This window comes from Rhizobium sp. PK7-22 (assembly GCF_056530405.1).
This window is the reverse complement of the sequence record NZ_CP096514.1, coordinates 2,771,194-2,788,312: the sequence shown is the minus strand read 5'-3', so window position 1 is coordinate 2,788,312 and position 17,119 is coordinate 2,771,194. Positions and strand designations below refer to the sequence as shown.

Here is a 17,119-nt window from a genome sequence, read left to right as displayed (position 1 = left end):
AACCGTACCGTACGGTACCTATTTGGAGTGGTTGCCTTGATCGCTGATGCGGGCCAGATGCCGGAGTTCACACCGCGCCAGAACGAGGTTCTGGAGCAGGCGCTTCGCCTGCTGGTGGAAGGCGGCGACCGGGCGTTGACGACGTCGGGACTGGCGCGGGCGGCCAACTGCTCGAAGGAAAGCCTCTACAAGTGGTTCGGCGACCGCGACGGGCTGCTGGCGGCGATGATCGCGCATCAGGCCAGCAAGGTGCGCACGCTCGAACGGAGCAAGGAGCGCCTGACGGCGGAAAACCTGCGCGAGCATCTGGAGACCTTTGCGCGCGACCTGATCGAGGTTCTCTCGGGCGACATCTCGCTGGCGCTCAACCGTCTGGCGATCGGGCAGTCGAGCCGCGACGGGTCGAAGCTCGGCAAGCTTCTGGTGGAGCACGGCCGCCGGCAGATCGATCGGCGCGCCGTCGCGCTGATGGACACGGCCAAGCGCGCAGGCCTCTTGCGCTTCGACGATGCGGATGCCGCCTATCACACACTCTACGGCCTTGCCGTCTCCGACCTGCATGTCCGCATGCTGCTTGGGGAGCCGGGGCTGAAAGACACGGCGCGCCAGGCGGAGAGGGCGGTGTCCGCTTTTCTTGCGCTCTACGGCGCGCGACAGGAATCGGGGGAGGCGCTGGGCCTCTCCTCGGGACGATAAACACCAGCAACAGCAAAACGCATAGGGAAGGACCAAACGATGCGCGTATATTATGATCGCGATGCCGATCTCAACCTGATCAAGTCCAAGAAGGTCGCCATCATCGGCTACGGTTCCCAGGGGCGCGCGCATGCGCTGAACCTGAAGGACAGCGGAGCGCAGAACGTGGCGATTGCCCTGAAGTCCGGCTCGCCGACGGCCAAGAAGGCCGAAGCCGACGGCTTCAAGGTGATGACCGTTGCCGAGGCGGCCGGCTGGGCCGACCTGATGATGATGGCGACGCCGGACGAACTGCAGGCCGACATCTACAAGGCCGACATTGCTCCCAACATCCGCGACGGCGTGGCAATTGCCTTCGCCCACGGCCTCAACATCCACTTCGGCCTGATCGAGCCGAAGGCCTCCGTCGACATCGTCATGATCGCGCCGAAGGGCCCGGGCCATACGGTTCGCGGCGAATACCAGAAGGGTGGCGGCGTGCCGTGCCTGGTTGCCGTTCATCAGAACGCCTCCGGCAATGCGCTCGAGCTCGCGCTCTCCTACGCCTGCGGCGTCGGCGGCGGCCGTTCCGGCATCATCGAGACCAATTTCCGCGAAGAATGCGAAACCGACCTGTTCGGCGAGCAGGTCGTCCTCTGCGGCGGTCTGGTGGAACTGATCCGCGCCGGCTTCGAAACGCTGGTCGAGGCCGGTTATGCGCCGGAAATGGCCTATTTCGAGTGCCTGCACGAAGTGAAGCTGATCGTCGACCTGATCTATGAGGGCGGCATCGCCAACATGAACTACTCGATCTCCAACACGGCGGAATGGGGTGAATATGTCTCCGGTCCCCGCATCATCACGGCCGAAACCAAGGCCGAGATGAAGCGCGTGCTCACCGACATCCAGACCGGCAAGTTCACCTCCGACTGGATGCAGGAATACCGCGCCGGCGGCGCCCGCTTCAAGGGCATCCGCCGCATGAACGACGCCCACCAGATCGAGGAAGTCGGCGCCAAGCTGCGCGGCATGATGCCCTGGATTGGCAAGAACAAGCTGGTCGACAAGTCGGTCAACTAAGGGCACGTTGTAGGAGGCGAGATGGCCGGAGCAAATGCTCCGGCTTAACTATAATAAGAGCCGACATATATCCCGTGGTCGGAGAGAATGTCATTTGCTTCATCAAGATAGTCGTTAAGGTTCTTCAAGAAATCTGTGAGCTGAAACGTTTTGCGGGGAACTTGTCGGATTTTATTGAAACAGCGGCATCAATCTCTTCCGTATTGCTCATAATCTTCAGCAGATCCCTCTCCAGATATCTCCCCACGTCCTTGTATATAACGATTTCTACGCCGTGTAGGATATTGCCAATGATATCCCAGCAATTCTCTAGACCGCGTTTGTCATTGCCATCTTCGTCCTTGTAGACAGATGTGATTTGCTTGCCTTTTAGGACGCCGGTGCTTTTTGTCATCTCCGCGAGCCGTCGCGTGGAGATTGATAGGATTATAAGATCCTTTTGCGAAAGCTCTTCCGCTATTGAAAAGTATTCGCCGAAGCCAACTGCTTTCAAACTACGAGATGTCGCGTAACAGGCAAGCCGCGCGATGCGCTCCACCGCCTCGTTGTATGCATGTGAGCACAGTGATGGATGGAGTTTCAATTTGCCTGTTGTCATCTTCTCATCTTCATTGACCATCGGCAACGGCATGCAACGGCAGACTAGAAGAAGCAGACCCTCAAACCCAGCAAAAAATCGATAGGTCAGTATTGCTGACCTGTCGAAGTTTCTGTAATGCTTCGGCCAACAAAATTGAAAGATGAGGAAACATCCGGTGCTCGATTGGGAACATATCTTCGCCACCCGTTCCACCAGAATGCGTGCGTCCGAAATCCGTGAACTGCTGAAGCTGCTCGAGCAGCCGGACATCATCTCGTTCGCCGGCGGCATTCCCGATCCGGCACTCTTTCCGCACGAGGCGTTCCAGGAGGCCTATGCGTCGATCTTTTCCGGGCCGCAGGTGAATGCCGCGCTGCAGTATTCTGTTAGCGAGGGCTACAAGCCGCTGCGCGAATGGCTGGTGGGCGAGATGGCAAAGATCGGCATCGAATGTGGCGTCGACAACGTATTCATTACCTCGGGGTCGCAGCAGGCGCTCGACTATCTCGGCAAGCTCTTCATTTCGCCCAATGACACGGCTCTGGTGACCTGGCCGACCTATCTCGGTGCGCTGCAGGCCTTCAATGCCTATGAGCCGACCTATGACCAGCTGTCGCTCAGCGGCAACCGGACGCCGGAAGGCTATCGCGAGGCGGCCGCCAAGGCCGGTGGCGCGGTGAAGTTCGCCTATCTCTCGCCCGATTTCGCCAATCCGACCGGAGAGACGGTCGATCGCGCGGCGCGCGAAAAGCTGCTCGCCCTGGCCGATGAGCTGGACATCGCCATCATCGAAGACGGCGCCTACCAGAACCTGCGCTACGACGGCGAGCCCGTTCCGCCGGTGCTGGCGCTCGACATCGCCCGCAATGGTGGCATCGAGAACACCCGCACGATCTACGGCGGCAGCTTCTCCAAGACACTGGCGCCGGGGCTGCGCGTCGGCTTCGTGGTGGCGGCCATGCCGGTCATCCGCAAGCTGGTGCTGATGAAGCAGGCGGCGGACCTGCATTCCTCGACGATCAACCAGATGGCGGTCGCGACTGTTGCGCAGACGATCTTTCCCGAGCAGGTGGCGAAGATCAAGACGGCCTACAGCGCGCGCCGCGATGCGATGCTGGCAGCCCTTGCCAAGTACATGCCTGCAGGCGCCAGTTGGACGAAACCGGAGGGCGGGATGTTCGTCTGGGTGCGGCTGCCGGAGGGCATGGACGGCGCCGAGCTGCTGGCCCGTTCGATCCAGACGGAGAAGGTCGCCTTCGTGCCGGGACGTGCCTTCTATGCCGACGGCTCCAACAACAACACCCTGCGGCTGTCCTTCTCCTGCGCCAACGAGGCGATGATCGAGGAAGGCATCCAGAGGCTCGGCCGGCTGATCGGCCAGGCTGTCGCGGAAGCTGCATAGGCAGGACCTGCCCAGAGGGCGGCAACTCTGCCGCCTTCATTTCATTGTGGCTCGAAAGCAGACTGTCATAAGCCTGTCAGATGGCTGTGGTCTAGCGATGGCAATCCCAGCAGGAAGGACCATCCCATGAACAAGATTGTCTCCGCCTTTTCCACTCTCGCCGCCACGGCACTGCTTGCCGGCGCCGTCTCCGCTGCCGACCTGGTGATCTACACCAGCCAGCCCAATGAAGATGCCCAGGCCACAGTCGACGGCTTCAAGGCCGCCAATCCCGGTCTCGACGTCGAGTGGGTCCGCGACGGAACGCCGAAGATCATGGCCAAGCTGATGGCCGAGATCGAGGCCGGCAACCCGGTTGCCGACGTTCTGCTGATCGCCGACACCGTCACGCTCGAGCGCATGAAGCAGGCCGGCCAGCTGATGGCCTACAAGTCGCCGGAAGCCCAGAACTTTGACGCCGCCCTCTACGACGCGGACGGCCACTACTACTCCACCAAGCTGATCACCACCGGCATCATGTACAACACCCAGGCGGCCATGAAGCCGACCAGCTGGAAGGATCTTGCCTCGGCGGAAGCCAAGGGCCTCGTCGCCATGCCGAGCCCGCTGACCTCGGGTGCAGCACTCATCCACGCCCAGACGCTGACCGGCGTCGACAGCCTCGGCTGGGACTACTACCGGTCGCTGAAGGAAAACGGTGCGGTCGCCTCCGGCGGCAACGGCGCCGTCCTGAAGTCGGTCGCCTCCGGCGAGAAGGCCTACGGCATGGTCGTCGACTACATGCCGATCCGCGAGAAGGCCAAGGGCGCTCCGGTCGAGTTCGTCTTCCCGGAAGAGGGCGTTTCCGCCGTGACCGAACCGGTCGCCATCCTGTCGTCTTCGCCGCATGCGGATGCCGCCAAGAAGTTCATCGACTACATCCTGTCCGAGGATGGCCAGAAGATCCAGCTGGGTCTCGGCTACATCCCGGCCCGCAATGGTCTGGGCGTACCGGAAGGCTTCCCCGCGCGTGACCAGATCAAGGTCCTGCCGATCAATGCCGCCGACGCACTGAAGACCTCGGAAGAAGACCTGAAGACCTTCTCCGACATCTTCGGCACCGCCGGCTGATCCGTCAGCCGCAGATGCGATCTTCCGCAAGGTCGGGAAACAGCCAGCCGCGCTGGCTGTTTCCTTTTGTTCTCATCGTCATTCTCATCTTAAGCGTGCTGCCATTGGCGCGGCTGGCATGGACGGGCGTTGTCTCCGCCCTGCGCGGGGATGCAGGACAGCTGCTCGCGGATCCGGCACTCTGGAACGCGACGCTCAATACGCTGACGACCTCCGTCCTGGGGATGTTTGCCGCCGTCATTCTCGGCGGCAGTTTCGCCGTGCTGCTGACGCTGTTTGACGTGCGGGGCAGGAGCGCCCTCGGCTTCCTGTTCATGCTGCCGATGATGATCCCGCCGCAGGTGACGGCACTGTCCTGGATCGGTTTGACGGGCCCATCCAGCACGCTTCTGAAGGCCATTGGCATGGCGCCGCCGCTCGGCAGCCCGCAGCCGCTTTATTCCGTTGGCGGCATCGCGCTCCTGTTCGGGGTGCAGCATGCACCGCTCGTCTATCTCGCCATGCGCGCCGGGTTGCTGGCGCTGCCGAAGGAGGGCGTGGAGGCGGCGCGGCTTGCTGGTGCCTCGTCGCTGCGGGTGCTGATCGACATCGTCCTGCCGCTCGCCCTGCCGGGACTGGTTGCGGGTGCCGCGATCGCCTTCGTGTCCGGCGTCGGCAACTTCGGCATTCCCGCCATCCTCGGCATACCGGCCTCAATCTACACGCTGCCGACGCTGATCTATTCGAAGTTTGCCAGCTTCGGCCCAACGACCTTCGCCGATATTTCAATCATCTCGGCGCTGATCACGCTGCTGGCCGTCGCCGGGCTCTCGGTGGAGGCGAGGGTGCTGCGCGGGCGCGACTTCCGGACCATCGGCCTGTCCGGGCAGGCGGCCGTCTTCAGACTTGGCCAAGTGCGGCTGCCCGCCGAGATCCTGCTCTGGCTGGTGACCTTCGTCATCCTCGTCCTGCCGTTCCTGGCGCTTCTGGCAAGTTCGCTGGCACCGGCCTATGGCGTGCCGCTCAACATGGAGACGGCAACCCTGCATGCCTACGAAGAGGTCCTGTTCCGGCAGTCGGTGACGCGCTCGGCCTTCTCCAACTCGGTCACGCTGGCGCTCGCCAGCGCCTTCGGCCTGCTGGTGATCTCGGTTCTCTTGGGCTACTACATCGTGCAGACGAAGAGCCGGACGGCGGCGACCATCTCGGCCATGGCTGAAATTCCCTATGCACTGCCGGGGATCGTGCTTGCGGTTGCCTTCATCCTGTTGCTGGCCGCACCGCTTCCCATCCTCGGCTTCTCGATCTACGGGACGATCTGGATCATTCTGATTGCCTATCTGTCGAGCTTTCTCGCGGTCAGCCTGAAGCCGGTGGTCAGCGCCTACCGGCAGCTCGATCCGTCGCTTGAGGAGGCGGCGCGGCTGTCCGGCGCCGGGTTCTACCGGCGCATGCGCGACGTGCTGGTACCGCTGATTGCGCCGGCGGCCGGCTCCTCGCTGATTCTGGTCTTCCTGATTGCCTGCAACGAACTGACCGTCTCGGCGCTGCTGTGGTCGGCGGGGACGCAGACGCTCGGGGTGGCGATCTACAATCTCGACGACAGCGGCAGCTTCGACCTCGCCGCGGCACTTTCCGTGCTCGTCGTGGTGATGGTGGTGGTACTGATGATGATCCTCGAACTGATGGCACGCCGGCTGCCTGCAGGAGCCCTGCCATGGCGCCGCTGATCCTCCATGCCCTGGAGAAACGCTTCGGTCCCGGAGCGCCTGCCGTGCGCGATCTGTCGCTGACGGTGCGCGACGGGCGGTTCCTGGCGCTGCTCGGGCCTTCCGGCTGCGGCAAGACGACGGTGCTGCGGATGATCGCCGGCTTCGAGCAGCCGAGCGACGGGTCGATCCTGCTCGGCGAGCGGTTGCTGGCCGATGCCGCGACCATGGTGCCGCCGGAACGGCGCAACATGGCGATGGTGTTCCAGTCCTACGCGCTCTGGCCGCACATGACAGTCGCCGAGAACGTCGGCTATCCGCTGAAGGTGCGCAAGGTCGACAAGGAGCGCGCGCGGCAGAAGGTGCGCGAGGCGCTGTCGGCCGTTCGGCTGGACGCCTATGCCGACCGGCGCCCCGCCGAGCTTTCCGGAGGCCAGCGGCAGCGCGTGGCGCTGGCGCGCTGCCTGGTGACGGAGCCGGACGTGGTGCTGCTCGACGAGCCGCTCGCCAATCTCGACCGCCACCTGCGACAGGAGATGGAAGAGACGTTTCGCGAGTTCCACGCCCGCTCCGGGGCGACGATGATCTATGTGACCCACGACCAGAGCGAGGCCATGGCGCTTGCCACCGACGTGGCGGTCATGTCGGAAGGTCGGTTGCTGCAGATGGCCTCGCCCGAGGAGATCTACGCCAGGCCCGAGGGCCTCGTCGTCGGCGGACTGGTGGGGCAGGGATCGATCCTGTCGGTGCCACTTGCGGCAGGCTCTCCCAGGCTGATGGACTGGGCCCGGTTGAGCGAGGCGCTCCGGGCACCGGCGGAGGGTGCGCAACCGTCCAGCGTGCTGGTGCGACCGCAGGACGTCGTCCTCGACGCGTCCGGGCTTGCCGCCCGCGTTACCTCCTCGTTCTTCGAGGGCGAGCGCTACGCGCTGCGCCTGGAGCTGAAGGACGGCCAGTCGCTTCGCGCCTTCTCACGGCAGCCGGTGAGAGCCGGGGACACGATCAACGTGGTGCTGGCCAGTGGATGGCGATTGTAGGTCGGACCGCCAGCGGGCATAACTGTCGCCTCAACCGGGAGCGCTCATGTCCGTCCGCCTTGCCACCTTCAACATCGAGAACCTCGTCACCCGCTTCGACTTTTCCGGCTTTCGCAACCAGTTGCGGCAGGACCGGGTGCTGCGCCTCTACGACGTGGCCGACAAGGACGCCTACCAGCAGATGGAGCAGGCGCGGGTCATCGCCGCAACCGACGATACGCGGCAGCTTTCGGCGCTGGCGATCGCGGATGCGGACGCCGACATCCTCTGCCTGCAGGAGGTCGACAACATGCCAGCCCTGCATGCCTTCGAATACGGCTACCTGTTCCGCATGGTCGGCAACGGGTATCTGCAGAAATATCTGATCGAGGGCAACGACACGCGCGGCATCGACGTTGCGGTGCTGATGCGTGAGAAAACCCGTCACGGCGAGACGATCGAGCTCGTCGACATCCGCAGCCACGCCATGCTGACCTATCAGGACCTCGATCTTTTCGACGAGACGCTGGCAGCGGCCATGGTGAAGCCGCACGACAAGGTGTTCAAGCGCGACTGCCTGGAACTCGACATCCGCATCGGCGGGCGGCCGCTGACGCTCTATGTCGTCCACTTCAAGTCGATGGGCAATGCGCGCGAGAGTGGCGACGGTCGGCTCGGCACGATGCCGGTGCGGATGGCAGAGGCGCGGGCGGTTCGGCGGATCATCGAACAGCGCTTCGGGCCCGAACACGCCGCCAGGAAGAACTTCGCGATCTGCGGCGACATGAACGACTACCAGGAGAAGGTGGTGGTCTCCGGTACCCGCCGCACCGGCCATGACTTCATCTGCCAGCGCGAACACGAGAGCGCACTCGACGTCTTCAGCGCCGACGGCTTTGCCGAGAACGTTGTACGCCGGCGCGACGAGCTCGACCGCTGGACGCTCTACCATTCCCGCGGGCCGCAGGAGCAGCATCTCTGCCAGCTCGACTACATCTGGCTGTCGCCGGCGCTGGCCGCTCGCAATGCGAAAATGATTCCGGAAATCGTCCGTAACGGGCAGCCATACCGGACACCCTTTCCGCCGGGCCAGGAGGTGGAGCACTACCCGCGGATCGGCTGGGACCGGCCGAAGGCCTCCGATCACTGTCCGGTGGTGGTGGAAATCAGCCTCTGAGGCGATCGCCCCGCTCATTTAGCATAAACCGATGGAGCGGTTGCGTGGGAGGTCCGCCTCGTGCAGGTTGACCGGGATGGACTGTGTTGGAGGGACCAATGGCGCGACGGTACGGGATCTACGACGTGTTTACCGACACGGTGCTGGCCGGCAATCCGCTGGCGGTAATCTTTGACGGCGACGGGCTGGACGACGACGTCATGCAAGCCGTGGCGGCCGAGATGAACCTGTCGGAAACCGTGTTCGTGCAGACGGCGACCAATCCGGCACATACGGCCAAACTGCGAATCTTCACGCCCAGCCGGGAACTTCCCTTCGCGGGTCATCCGACGGTGGGGACTGCGGTTGCCCTGGCGGAGATGCAGACGGGAGGCGACGGCGACCTCGACATGGTCTGTATGCTTGAGGAGAACGTCGGACCGGTGCGCTGTGCCGTGCGGCTGCGCGCCACCAGTGTCGGGTTTGCCGAGTTCGACCTGCCGAAGACGCCGGTTGCCATCGACCTGCCGCTCGACCGGCAGGGGCTGGCGGACGCTCTGAGCCTCAACGCCGCTTCCATCGGGTTCGAAAACCATCGTGCTTCGGTCTGGAGCGCCGGCGTGCCCTTCGTGTTGATCCCGGTCCACAACCTGGCCAGCGTCCAGATGCTGGAGTTCAATGCGTCCCTGTGGGAGACGGTCGCGCCCTTCGTCGAGGGAGGGCTGGCGTCGGCCTATGTCTACTGCCGCGGTGGCGTGCATCATCAGGCACGGTTTCATACGCGGATGTTTTCGCCCGACATGGGCATTGCGGAAGATCCGGCCACCGGCTCCGCCGTGGCGGCGCTCGCGGGTGCCATCCACCATTTCGATGCCCTTCCGGACGGCCACCACCCGCTCCTCGTGGAGCAGGGCGTCGAAATCCGGCGGCCCTCCTATATCCACCTGCATATCGACGTCAAAGAGGGCGCAATCGCCAAGGCTCGCATCGGCGGTCAGGCCGTAAGGCTTGCCCGGGGCACGCTTGAGCTCTGATTTGGCTTGTAAATCGCGCTTGGCACCGATGAATTACACTGCGGTCGATTATTTTCACGCAAGCGCTGGACAAGCCCTTCGATCCGCTTTATACGCGCTCACACCGACGGGGCGCTGGCCGCAACGAACGGTTCTCGGGTGATTAGCTCAGGTGGTAGAGCAGCTGACTCTTAATCAGCGGGTCGTAGGTTCGAGCCCTACATCACCCACCATTCTTTCCAGATTTTCATGATCTTGCCGCATCGCAGCCGACGTTTTCAACGTGGGCTCGCGACCGCGTTTCTGCGTTTGCTGCAGGCTTTAGAGCAAGATCGGCCGGAACCGCGTCTGACGGTTCCGGCCGATCTTTTGCACGTCAACTGGCAGGCAGGCAGCTAGTGCAGGATCTGGCTGAGGAAGAGCTTGGTGCGCTCGTGCTGCGGGTTGTCGAAGAACTCGGCCGGTTCGTTCTGTTCGACGATCTGGCCCTGGTCCATGAAGATGACCCGATTGGCGACCTGACGCGCAAAGCCCATCTCGTGGGTGACGCAGAGCATGGTCATGCCTTCTTCAGCGAGGCTCACCATGGTGTCGAGCACCTCCTTGATCATCTCCGGATCGAGCGCCGAGGTGGGCTCGTCGAAGAGCATGATCTTGGGGCTCATGCAGAGCGAGCGGGCGATCGCCACACGCTGCTGCTGGCCGCCGGAGAGCTGGCCCGGGTACTTCAACGCCTGCTCGGGGATCTTCACCCGCTTCAGGTAGTGCATCGCGATCTCTTCCGCTTCCTTCTTCGGCATCTTGCGGACCCAGATCGGCGCCAGCGTGCAGTTCTCGAGGATCGTCAGGTGCGGGAAGAGGTTGAAGTGCTGGAACACCATGCCGACTTCGCGGCGCACCTCGTCGATCTTCTTGAGGTCGTTTGTCAGTTCGATGCCATCGACGGTGATGGTGCCGGACTGGTGTTCCTCCAGGCGGTTGATGCAGCGGATCATCGTCGACTTGCCGGATCCAGACGGTCCGGCGATGACGATGCGCTCGCCGTTCATCACCTTGAGGTTGATGTCGCGCAGGACGTGGAAGTCCCCGTACCATTTGTTCATGCCGATGATTTCGACGGCCACGTCGGTTGCGGAGCCGGGTCGGATCTTGGGTTGGGCGTCAGCCATTGTTTTCCCCTAAATTATCGTTTGTGGCCGGTTTCGAGATGGCGCTCCATGAAGGCGGAGTAGCGCGACATGCCGAAACAGAAGAGCCAGAACAGAAAACCCGCGAAGATCAGCCCGGTGATCGGTGTCACGGGGGTGATCCAGGTTGTATCGGTGAAGTTCAGCCGGACGATGCCAAGGAGGTCGAACATGCCGATGATCGACACGAGCGACGTATCCTTGAAAAGGCCGATGAAGGTGTTGACGATGCCGGGAATGACCAGCTTCAGCGCCTGCGGCATGATGATCAGCCGGGTCTTCTGCCAGTAGCCGAGGCCGAGCGAATCGGCGCCCTCGTACTGGCCCTTCGGGATCGCCTGCAGGCCGCCGCGCACAACTTCGGCCATATAGGCGGAAGCAAACAACGCCACGCCGACGAGCGCGCGCAGGAAGTTGTCGATCGTCCAGCCGGTCGGCAGGAAGAGCGGCAGCATCACGTTGGCCATGAAGAGCACGGTGATCAGCGGCACGCCGCGAACCACCTCGATGAAGGTGATGCAGGAGATGCGGATCACCGGCAGGTTGGACTGGCGCCCGAGCGCCAGCAGGATGCCGACCGGTAGCGAAACGGCGATCCCGACGAAGGAGAGGATCAGCGTTACCATCAGGCCGCCCCAGAGCGGCGTCTCGACCTCTTCCAGGCCAAAGCTGCCGCCATGCAGCAGGAAGAAGGCGACGACCGGAAATATCACGAAGAGCGCCAGGGCGTTCCAGCCCTTGAACGGCAGCTTCGGAATCATGATCGGCGTCAGGAGGCCGATGAACATCAGTGCCACGAGGATCGGGCGCCATCTTTCGTCCAGTGGATAGCGTCCGAACATGAACTGCTGGAAGCGGTCGCCGACGAAGGCCCAGCAGGCGCCGTTCCAGTCGTCGGGCTTGGCGCCTCCCTGCGCAATGGTGAGACAGGCCTGGCGGTCGGCACCGGTCCAGACTGCGTCGAAAAACAGCCAGTTCAGCATGCCGGGAACGGTATAGAGGAGGAGAGCCGTCGCCAACAGCGTCAGGATGATGTCCTTCGGCGTCGCCAGGAGGTTGGCTCGGATCCAGCGAGTCGCATTTCCGGCCTGCTCCGGCGCAGGCTGCGCCGGGAGGAGTTCGGTTCTGACAAAGCCAGTCTGATAGGTGTTCATGACCTTACCTCTCCACCAGCGCCATACGGGCGTTGAACCAGTTCATGAACATCGAGGTGGCAATGCTGATGCTGAGATAGACCACCAGCCAGATCGACACGACCTCGATGGCTTGGCCAGTCTGGTTCATGGTCGTGCCGCCCGTGGAGACGAGCTCCGGAAAACCGACTGCAACGCCGAGCGACGAGTTCTTCGTCAGGTTGAGATACTGGCTTGTAAGCGGCGGGATGATGATGCGCATCGCCTGTGGAATGACGACGAGGCGCGTCGTCATGGAAGGCTGCAGGCCAAGCGCCGAGGCCGCTTCGGTCTGACCCTTCGCGACGCCGGAGATGCCGGCGCGGATCGTCTCGGCGATGAAGGAGGCGGTGTAGAAGGACAAAGCGAGGTAGAGGGCCACGAATTCCGGTGCCACGGTGGCACCGCCGCTCAGATTGAAGCGGCCGGCTTGCGGAAAGTCGAAGGTCAGCGGCATGCCGCCGAGGAAGTAGGCCAGCACCGGCAAGCCGACGATAAGCGCAGTCACCACCTGAGCCGTCCGGAACTGCTGTCCCGTGGCTGCCTGCCGTGCGCCTGCCCAGCGGGCCACGGCCAAGGAGGCAATGATGGCGATCAGCAATGCTGCCGGGATGAGCCAGGCACCTTCGGCCCAGATCGGCTTTGGAAACGCGAGGCCGCGATTGTTGAGGAACATGCCGAAGGGCAGGACAAGCGAGTCCCGCACCTGCGGCAGTGCGCCGAGAACGCCCTTGTACCAAAAGAAGATCACCAGCAGCACCGGGACGTTGCGGAACACCTCCACATAAACGGTGCAGAGCTTGGCGATCAGCCAGTTGCGCGACAGGCGGCCGAGGCCGATGATGAACCCGATGACCGTGGCGGTGAAGATGCCGACGATGGCCACCAGCAGCGTATTGAGGAAGCCCACCATGATGGCGCGGCCATAGGTTGAATCGCTGCTGTAGGGAATCAGCGACTGACCGATGTCGAAACCGGCACGGCCATTGAGAAAGCCGTAACCTGAAGCCGTGTTCGACCGGCTGAGGTTTTCTGTCGTGTTGTCGAAAATCATCCAGCCAAAGATGATTATAACTGCGAGTGTCAGCGCCTGGAAGAACAACCCCCGGAACTTCGGATCGTATACGTAGGATGCCAAAGATCTTCCGGAGGGCGGCGCAATTACAGCGTGATCGGTCATGCCGGCCCTATCCCCTTGTGACCTTTTTTAAGGTCTCTTCTTTTGTTTTTTTGCTTTTAATTCTTATCGATAAAGATGAGGCGGCGAACCGCCTCATCTGAAGTCGTTGCGATCCTAGCGGATCGGCGGTGCGTACTGAAGGCCACCCTTCGTCCACAGGGCGTTGAGGCCACGCTCGATCTTGAGCGGAGTGCTCTTGCCGATGTTGCGTTCAAAGACCTCGCCGTAATTGCCGACGTTCTTGATGATGTTGTAGGCCCACTCGTTGGTGAGGCCGAGGTCGGTGCCGATCTTGGTGTCAGCTTCAACACCGAGGAAGCGGCGAATGTCCGGGTTCTCGGAGTTCTTCATCTCGTCGACGTTGGCCTGGGTGATGCCGAATTCCTCAGCCTGGACCATTGCGTAGTGCGTCCAGCTGACGATGTCGAACCACTGGTCGTCGCCTTGGCGGGTGGCCGGGCCAAGCGGCTCCTTGGAGATGATCTCCGGCAGGATCTTGTGGTCGTCAGGGTTGGAGAGCGACAGGCGCAGCGAGTAAAGGCCCGACTGGTCGGTCGTGTAGACGTCGCAACGGCCGGCCTGATAGGCTGCATTCACCTCTTCGAGCTTTTCGAAAACGACAGGCTGGTAGTCCAGGTTGTTGGCCTTGAAGTAGTCAGCAAGGTTCAGTTCCGTTGTGGTGCCTGACTGTACGCAAACGGCTGCGCCCGAGAGCTCCAGCGCGGAGTTCACGTTAAGCGCGTTCGTAACCATGAAGCCCTGGCCGTCGTAGTAGTTGACGGTGCGGAAGTTGAAGCCAAGAGCCGTGTCGCGGCTGATCGTCCAGGTGGTGTTGCGGAACAGGACATCGCCTTCACCCGACTGCAGCGCCGTGAAACGGGTCTGCGCGGTGGTCGGAGTGAACTTCACCTTCGACGGATCGTTAAAGATGGCGGCAGCGACGGCACGGCAGTAGTCGACGTCGAAACCCGTCCAGCTGCCCGATGCGTCCGGTGCGGCAAAGCCTGCAAGACCGGTGTTCACCACGCACTGAACAAAATCCTTCGCTTTGACGTCATCAAGCGTGGCAGCCGAGGCAGCCGAGCCCAAGCCGAGGACTGCTGCGCCAATCGTAGCTGACAGAAGCGTCTTTTTCATTTTCCCAACCTTTATCTTTTGTGTTCTTGTGACTTCGTCGCCCTGCCGTTCACATTCGTGAACACGAGCGCAACCTCCGCTGACCTCCCGGTGCGGAGAGGGCCATCACAGTCGGAAAAGGTGGAATGGTCAAGTCGGCACGCCGCAGATTGTGTCCGAAAAACGTCAAAGTTGCTTAATTTGCCCGCTTGCCGGCCATTGATCCAATTTTTAGGCGGACGATGCCGAAAATGCTTGCAACTGCGCGCGAAACCCGAACCTGCTGTGCAGATAGCTCTCTGGTTCCAAAGGGTTGACCGGATCCGCACGAGGCGGCAACATCGCTTTCTCGCATTGCAAAGAAAGCTCTCCGAAGATGAAAAACAAGGCACCCTTGCCCGATGAGGCCGGCGTCAACACCCGTCTTGCCCATATCGGTCATGATCCCTTCAGCTATCACGGTTTCGTCAATCCCCCCGTCGTGCATGCGTCAACCGTTCTGTTCCCCGATTGCGAGGCAATGGAGAAGCGGGAACAGAAGTATCTCTATGGTACCCGCGGAACGCCGACGACCGACGCGCTGTGCGAGGCATTGGACGCGCTCGAAGGCTCGGCCGGGACAGTCCTTGTGCCGTCCGGCCTTGCGGCGATCTCGGTGCCATTCCTTGCCTATCTCTCGGCCGGAGACCACGCGCTGATCGTCGATTCGGTCTATGCGCCTTGCCGGCAGTTCTGCGACACGGTGCTCAAGCGGCTTGGGGTGGAGATCGAATACTACGACCCCGAGATCGGCGCCGGGATCGAGGTGATGATCAAGGCCAACACCAGGCTCGTGCATACGGAGGCGCCCGGCTCCAACACCATGGAGATGCAGGACATTCCGGCCATCGCGGAGGTCGCCCATCGACACGGCTGTGTCGTCACCATGGACAACACCTGGGCAACACCGCTGTTCTTCCGGCCGCTCGATTTCGGCGTCGATGTCTCGATCCATGCGACGACGAAGTATCCTTCGGGCCATTCCGATATCGTCATGGGATCGGTATCAGCCAATGCGGCTCACTGGCCGCAATTGAAAGAGACGGCGCTCAGCATGGGGATCTGCGGCTCCCCGGATGATTCCTACCAGATCCTGCGCGGGCTACGATCCATGGGTGTGCGGCTCGACCATCACCAGCGCAGCGCGCTCGATATTGCCCAGTGGCTGGAGGGACGCGACGACGTTTCCCGTGTGCTGCATCCGGCGCTGCCGAGCTTTCCCGGCCACGCGATCTGGAAGCGGGACTTCAAGGGCGCCAGCGGCGTCTTCTCCTTCGTCCTCAAGGTAGACGAGGCGGGCCGGTTCAAGGCCAAGGCGCATGCGCTGCTGGACGCGCTGTCGCTGTTCGGTCTCGGCTATTCCTGGGGTGGCTACGAGAGCCTTGCCGTGCCGGTGAACCTGTCTGACCGCACCATCCGCACCGCACCGAAGGATGGGCCGGTGATCCGCCTGCAGATCGGCCTGGAGGATGTCGCCGACCTGAAGAAGGACCTGGAAACCGGCTTTGCTGCTGCGGCTGCCGTCTGATCAGTCGCGGCTGCGGTAGCCGTAGAGCCAATCGAGATCCGCCGCCAGCGACTGCGGCGGTCTCAGCGACAGGACGAGATCGCGTCCCAGCCGGACCGGGCCGCGGGCGTGATAGGCGAAGCGGTTGAGCTTGCCGCGGGCACGGGCCCGGGCGATGCGCGGCACACGCTCCGCTTCGAAGGCGCCAAGCGCCTGGGCAATCGAGGCGGCGCCGGCAACGTGTGCCGCGAGCGCAAAGGCGTCCTCGATCGCCATGGCAGCACCCTGTGCCGCAAACGGCATCATGGCGTGGGCGGCGTCGCCGATCAGCACGGTGTCGCGGCCGTTCTGCCAGCGCCCCGGGATCATCTGGTAAAGCGGCCAGAAGGTCGGGGCAGGGGCCGATTCGAGAAGCGCTACGATCTGGCGGTTCCAGTTCCGGAACTGGTCGAGCAGCATCTTCCGCCGTGCCTGCGTCGATGTCGCCTCCCAGGTCTCGCCAGGAGTCATGCCCGACGCGATGGCAACCACATTGAAGCCGCCCACGTCCTTCAGGGGATAGGAGACGAGGTGGGCGGAGGGGCCGAGGAAGGCGGAGACCGCATCGGGTTTCAGCCAGGCAGGCGCGTCCGCTGCGGGAATGGTGAACCGCCAGGCGACATTTCCGGAGAACTCAGGTACCGGTCCGCCGGGAACGCGGTGGCGCATCTGTGACCAGACTCCATCTGCGCCGACGACAAATTTGTAGGGTTTGCCGTTGCCGATGAGGTCGGGCATGTCGTCCGGCGACAGGCGTGAGGCGAGCTTCATGTTGCAAAGCGGCTGCGCCTGCACGGCTTCCAAGAGCGCGTTCTGCAGCGTCGAGCGGTGCAGGACGCCATAAGGTGCGCCCCAGCGCTTGCGCGCGAAACTGCCGGCCGGGACATGGCTGATCGCCCGCAGACTGATGCCGGAGAGGAGGTTGATGCGCTCCGGTTCGGTCCAGACCGTCTCGATCTTCTCCAGCACGCCGAGCGCGTCGAGAATGCGCGACGCATTGGGCGATATCTGCAGGCCAGCGCCGACCTCCGTCAGGGCCGGGGCCTGTTCGTAGATATCGCAGGCCAAGCCCTTGCGTGCGAAGGCGAGGGCGGCGGTCAGCCCGGCCATTCCGGCGCCGACAATGGCGATCCTGTCCGTCGGCATCTTCAATGCCGAT

15 protein-coding genes and 1 tRNA gene are annotated in these 17,119 nt (G+C 62.7%); 10 read left to right on the top strand and 6 right to left on the bottom strand.

The window, feature by feature from the left end; all coding sequences use genetic code 11:
- Positions 1-57 precede the first annotated feature (57 nt).
- A complete protein-coding gene (locus M1E10_RS18430) occupies positions 58-696 on the top strand; it encodes a TetR family transcriptional regulator C-terminal domain-containing protein (protein ID WP_499177225.1) in 639 nt (212 codons plus the stop codon).
- A gap of 39 nt (positions 697-735) precedes the next feature.
- Positions 736-1,755 carry an NADP-dependent ketol-acid reductoisomerase gene (gene ilvC, locus M1E10_RS18425; RefSeq protein ID WP_499174247.1) on the top strand — a complete coding sequence of 340 codons (1,020 nt, stop codon included), beginning with the start codon at positions 736-738 and terminating at the stop codon, positions 1,753-1,755.
- A 124-nt stretch (positions 1,756-1,879) separates the two neighbouring features.
- Here the strand turns inward: ilvC and M1E10_RS18420 are convergent, their stop codons facing one another.
- Positions 1,880-2,374: a hypothetical protein gene (locus M1E10_RS18420; RefSeq protein ID WP_499174246.1), complete on the bottom strand. Its 495-nt coding sequence runs from the start codon at positions 2,372-2,374 to the stop codon at positions 1,880-1,882.
- A gap of 136 nt (positions 2,375-2,510) precedes the next feature.
- Between M1E10_RS18420 and M1E10_RS18415 the strand changes: the two genes are divergently transcribed.
- The 7 genes from M1E10_RS18415 to M1E10_RS18385 all read left to right on the top strand — a co-directional run bounded on the left by M1E10_RS18415 (position 2,511) and on the right by M1E10_RS18385 (position 9,953).
- On the top strand, positions 2,511-3,737 hold the full coding sequence (locus M1E10_RS18415) for an aminotransferase-like domain-containing protein (protein WP_499174245.1): 1,227 nt from the start codon (positions 2,511-2,513) through the stop codon (positions 3,735-3,737).
- A gap of 126 nt (positions 3,738-3,863) precedes the next feature.
- A complete protein-coding gene (locus M1E10_RS18410) occupies positions 3,864-4,847 on the top strand; it encodes an ABC transporter substrate-binding protein (protein WP_499174244.1) in 984 nt (327 codons plus the stop codon).
- A gap of 14 nt (positions 4,848-4,861) precedes the next feature.
- Positions 4,862-6,556: an ABC transporter permease gene (locus tag M1E10_RS18405; RefSeq protein ID WP_499174243.1), complete on the top strand. Its 1,695-nt coding sequence runs from the start codon at positions 4,862-4,864 to the stop codon at positions 6,554-6,556.
- Positions 6,544-7,572, top strand: a complete 1,029-nt coding sequence (locus M1E10_RS18400) for an ABC transporter ATP-binding protein (protein WP_499174242.1) — start codon at positions 6,544-6,546, stop codon at positions 7,570-7,572. The genes M1E10_RS18405 and M1E10_RS18400 overlap by 13 nt, the downstream gene beginning before the upstream one ends.
- Positions 7,573-7,618: 46 nt before the next feature.
- The gene (locus tag M1E10_RS18395) at positions 7,619-8,728 is read left to right on the top strand and encodes an endonuclease/exonuclease/phosphatase family protein (RefSeq protein ID WP_499174241.1); all 1,110 of its coding nucleotides are present in this window, start codon (positions 7,619-7,621) and stop codon (positions 8,726-8,728) included.
- Between the two features lie 98 nt (positions 8,729-8,826).
- On the top strand, positions 8,827-9,741 hold the full coding sequence (locus M1E10_RS18390) for a PhzF family phenazine biosynthesis protein (RefSeq protein WP_499174240.1): 915 nt from the start codon (positions 8,827-8,829) through the stop codon (positions 9,739-9,741).
- Positions 9,742-9,877: 136 nt separating this feature from the next.
- Positions 9,878-9,953, top strand: a tRNA-Lys gene (locus M1E10_RS18385).
- A gap of 162 nt (positions 9,954-10,115) precedes the next feature.
- Here the strand turns inward: M1E10_RS18385 and M1E10_RS18380 are convergent.
- From M1E10_RS18380 to M1E10_RS18365, 4 genes are all read right to left on the bottom strand, one after another.
- The gene (locus M1E10_RS18380) at positions 10,116-10,889 is read right to left on the bottom strand and encodes an amino acid ABC transporter ATP-binding protein (protein ID WP_499174239.1); all 774 of its coding nucleotides are present in this window, start codon (positions 10,887-10,889) and stop codon (positions 10,116-10,118) included.
- Between the two features lie 14 nt (positions 10,890-10,903).
- Positions 10,904-12,061 carry an amino acid ABC transporter permease gene (locus tag M1E10_RS18375; protein WP_499174238.1) on the bottom strand — a complete coding sequence of 386 codons (1,158 nt, stop codon included), beginning with the start codon at positions 12,059-12,061 and terminating at the stop codon, positions 10,904-10,906.
- A gap of 4 nt (positions 12,062-12,065) precedes the next feature.
- Positions 12,066-13,259, bottom strand: a complete 1,194-nt coding sequence (locus M1E10_RS18370; RefSeq protein ID WP_499174237.1) for an amino acid ABC transporter permease — start codon at positions 13,257-13,259, stop codon at positions 12,066-12,068.
- A 114-nt stretch (positions 13,260-13,373) separates the two neighbouring features.
- Positions 13,374-14,396: an amino acid ABC transporter substrate-binding protein gene (locus tag M1E10_RS18365; RefSeq protein WP_499174236.1), complete on the bottom strand. Its 1,023-nt coding sequence runs from the start codon at positions 14,394-14,396 to the stop codon at positions 13,374-13,376.
- A 355-nt stretch (positions 14,397-14,751) separates the two neighbouring features.
- Between M1E10_RS18365 and M1E10_RS18360 the strand changes: the two genes are divergently transcribed.
- Positions 14,752-15,942, top strand: a complete 1,191-nt coding sequence (locus M1E10_RS18360) for a cystathionine beta-lyase (protein ID WP_499174235.1) — start codon at positions 14,752-14,754, stop codon at positions 15,940-15,942.
- On the opposite strand, the gene M1E10_RS18355 is transcribed toward M1E10_RS18360, so the two are convergent.
- On the bottom strand, positions 15,943-17,106 hold the full coding sequence (locus tag M1E10_RS18355) for a Rossmann-fold NAD(P)-binding domain-containing protein (protein ID WP_499174234.1): 1,164 nt from the start codon (positions 17,104-17,106) through the stop codon (positions 15,943-15,945).
- Positions 17,107-17,119 lie beyond the last annotated feature (13 nt).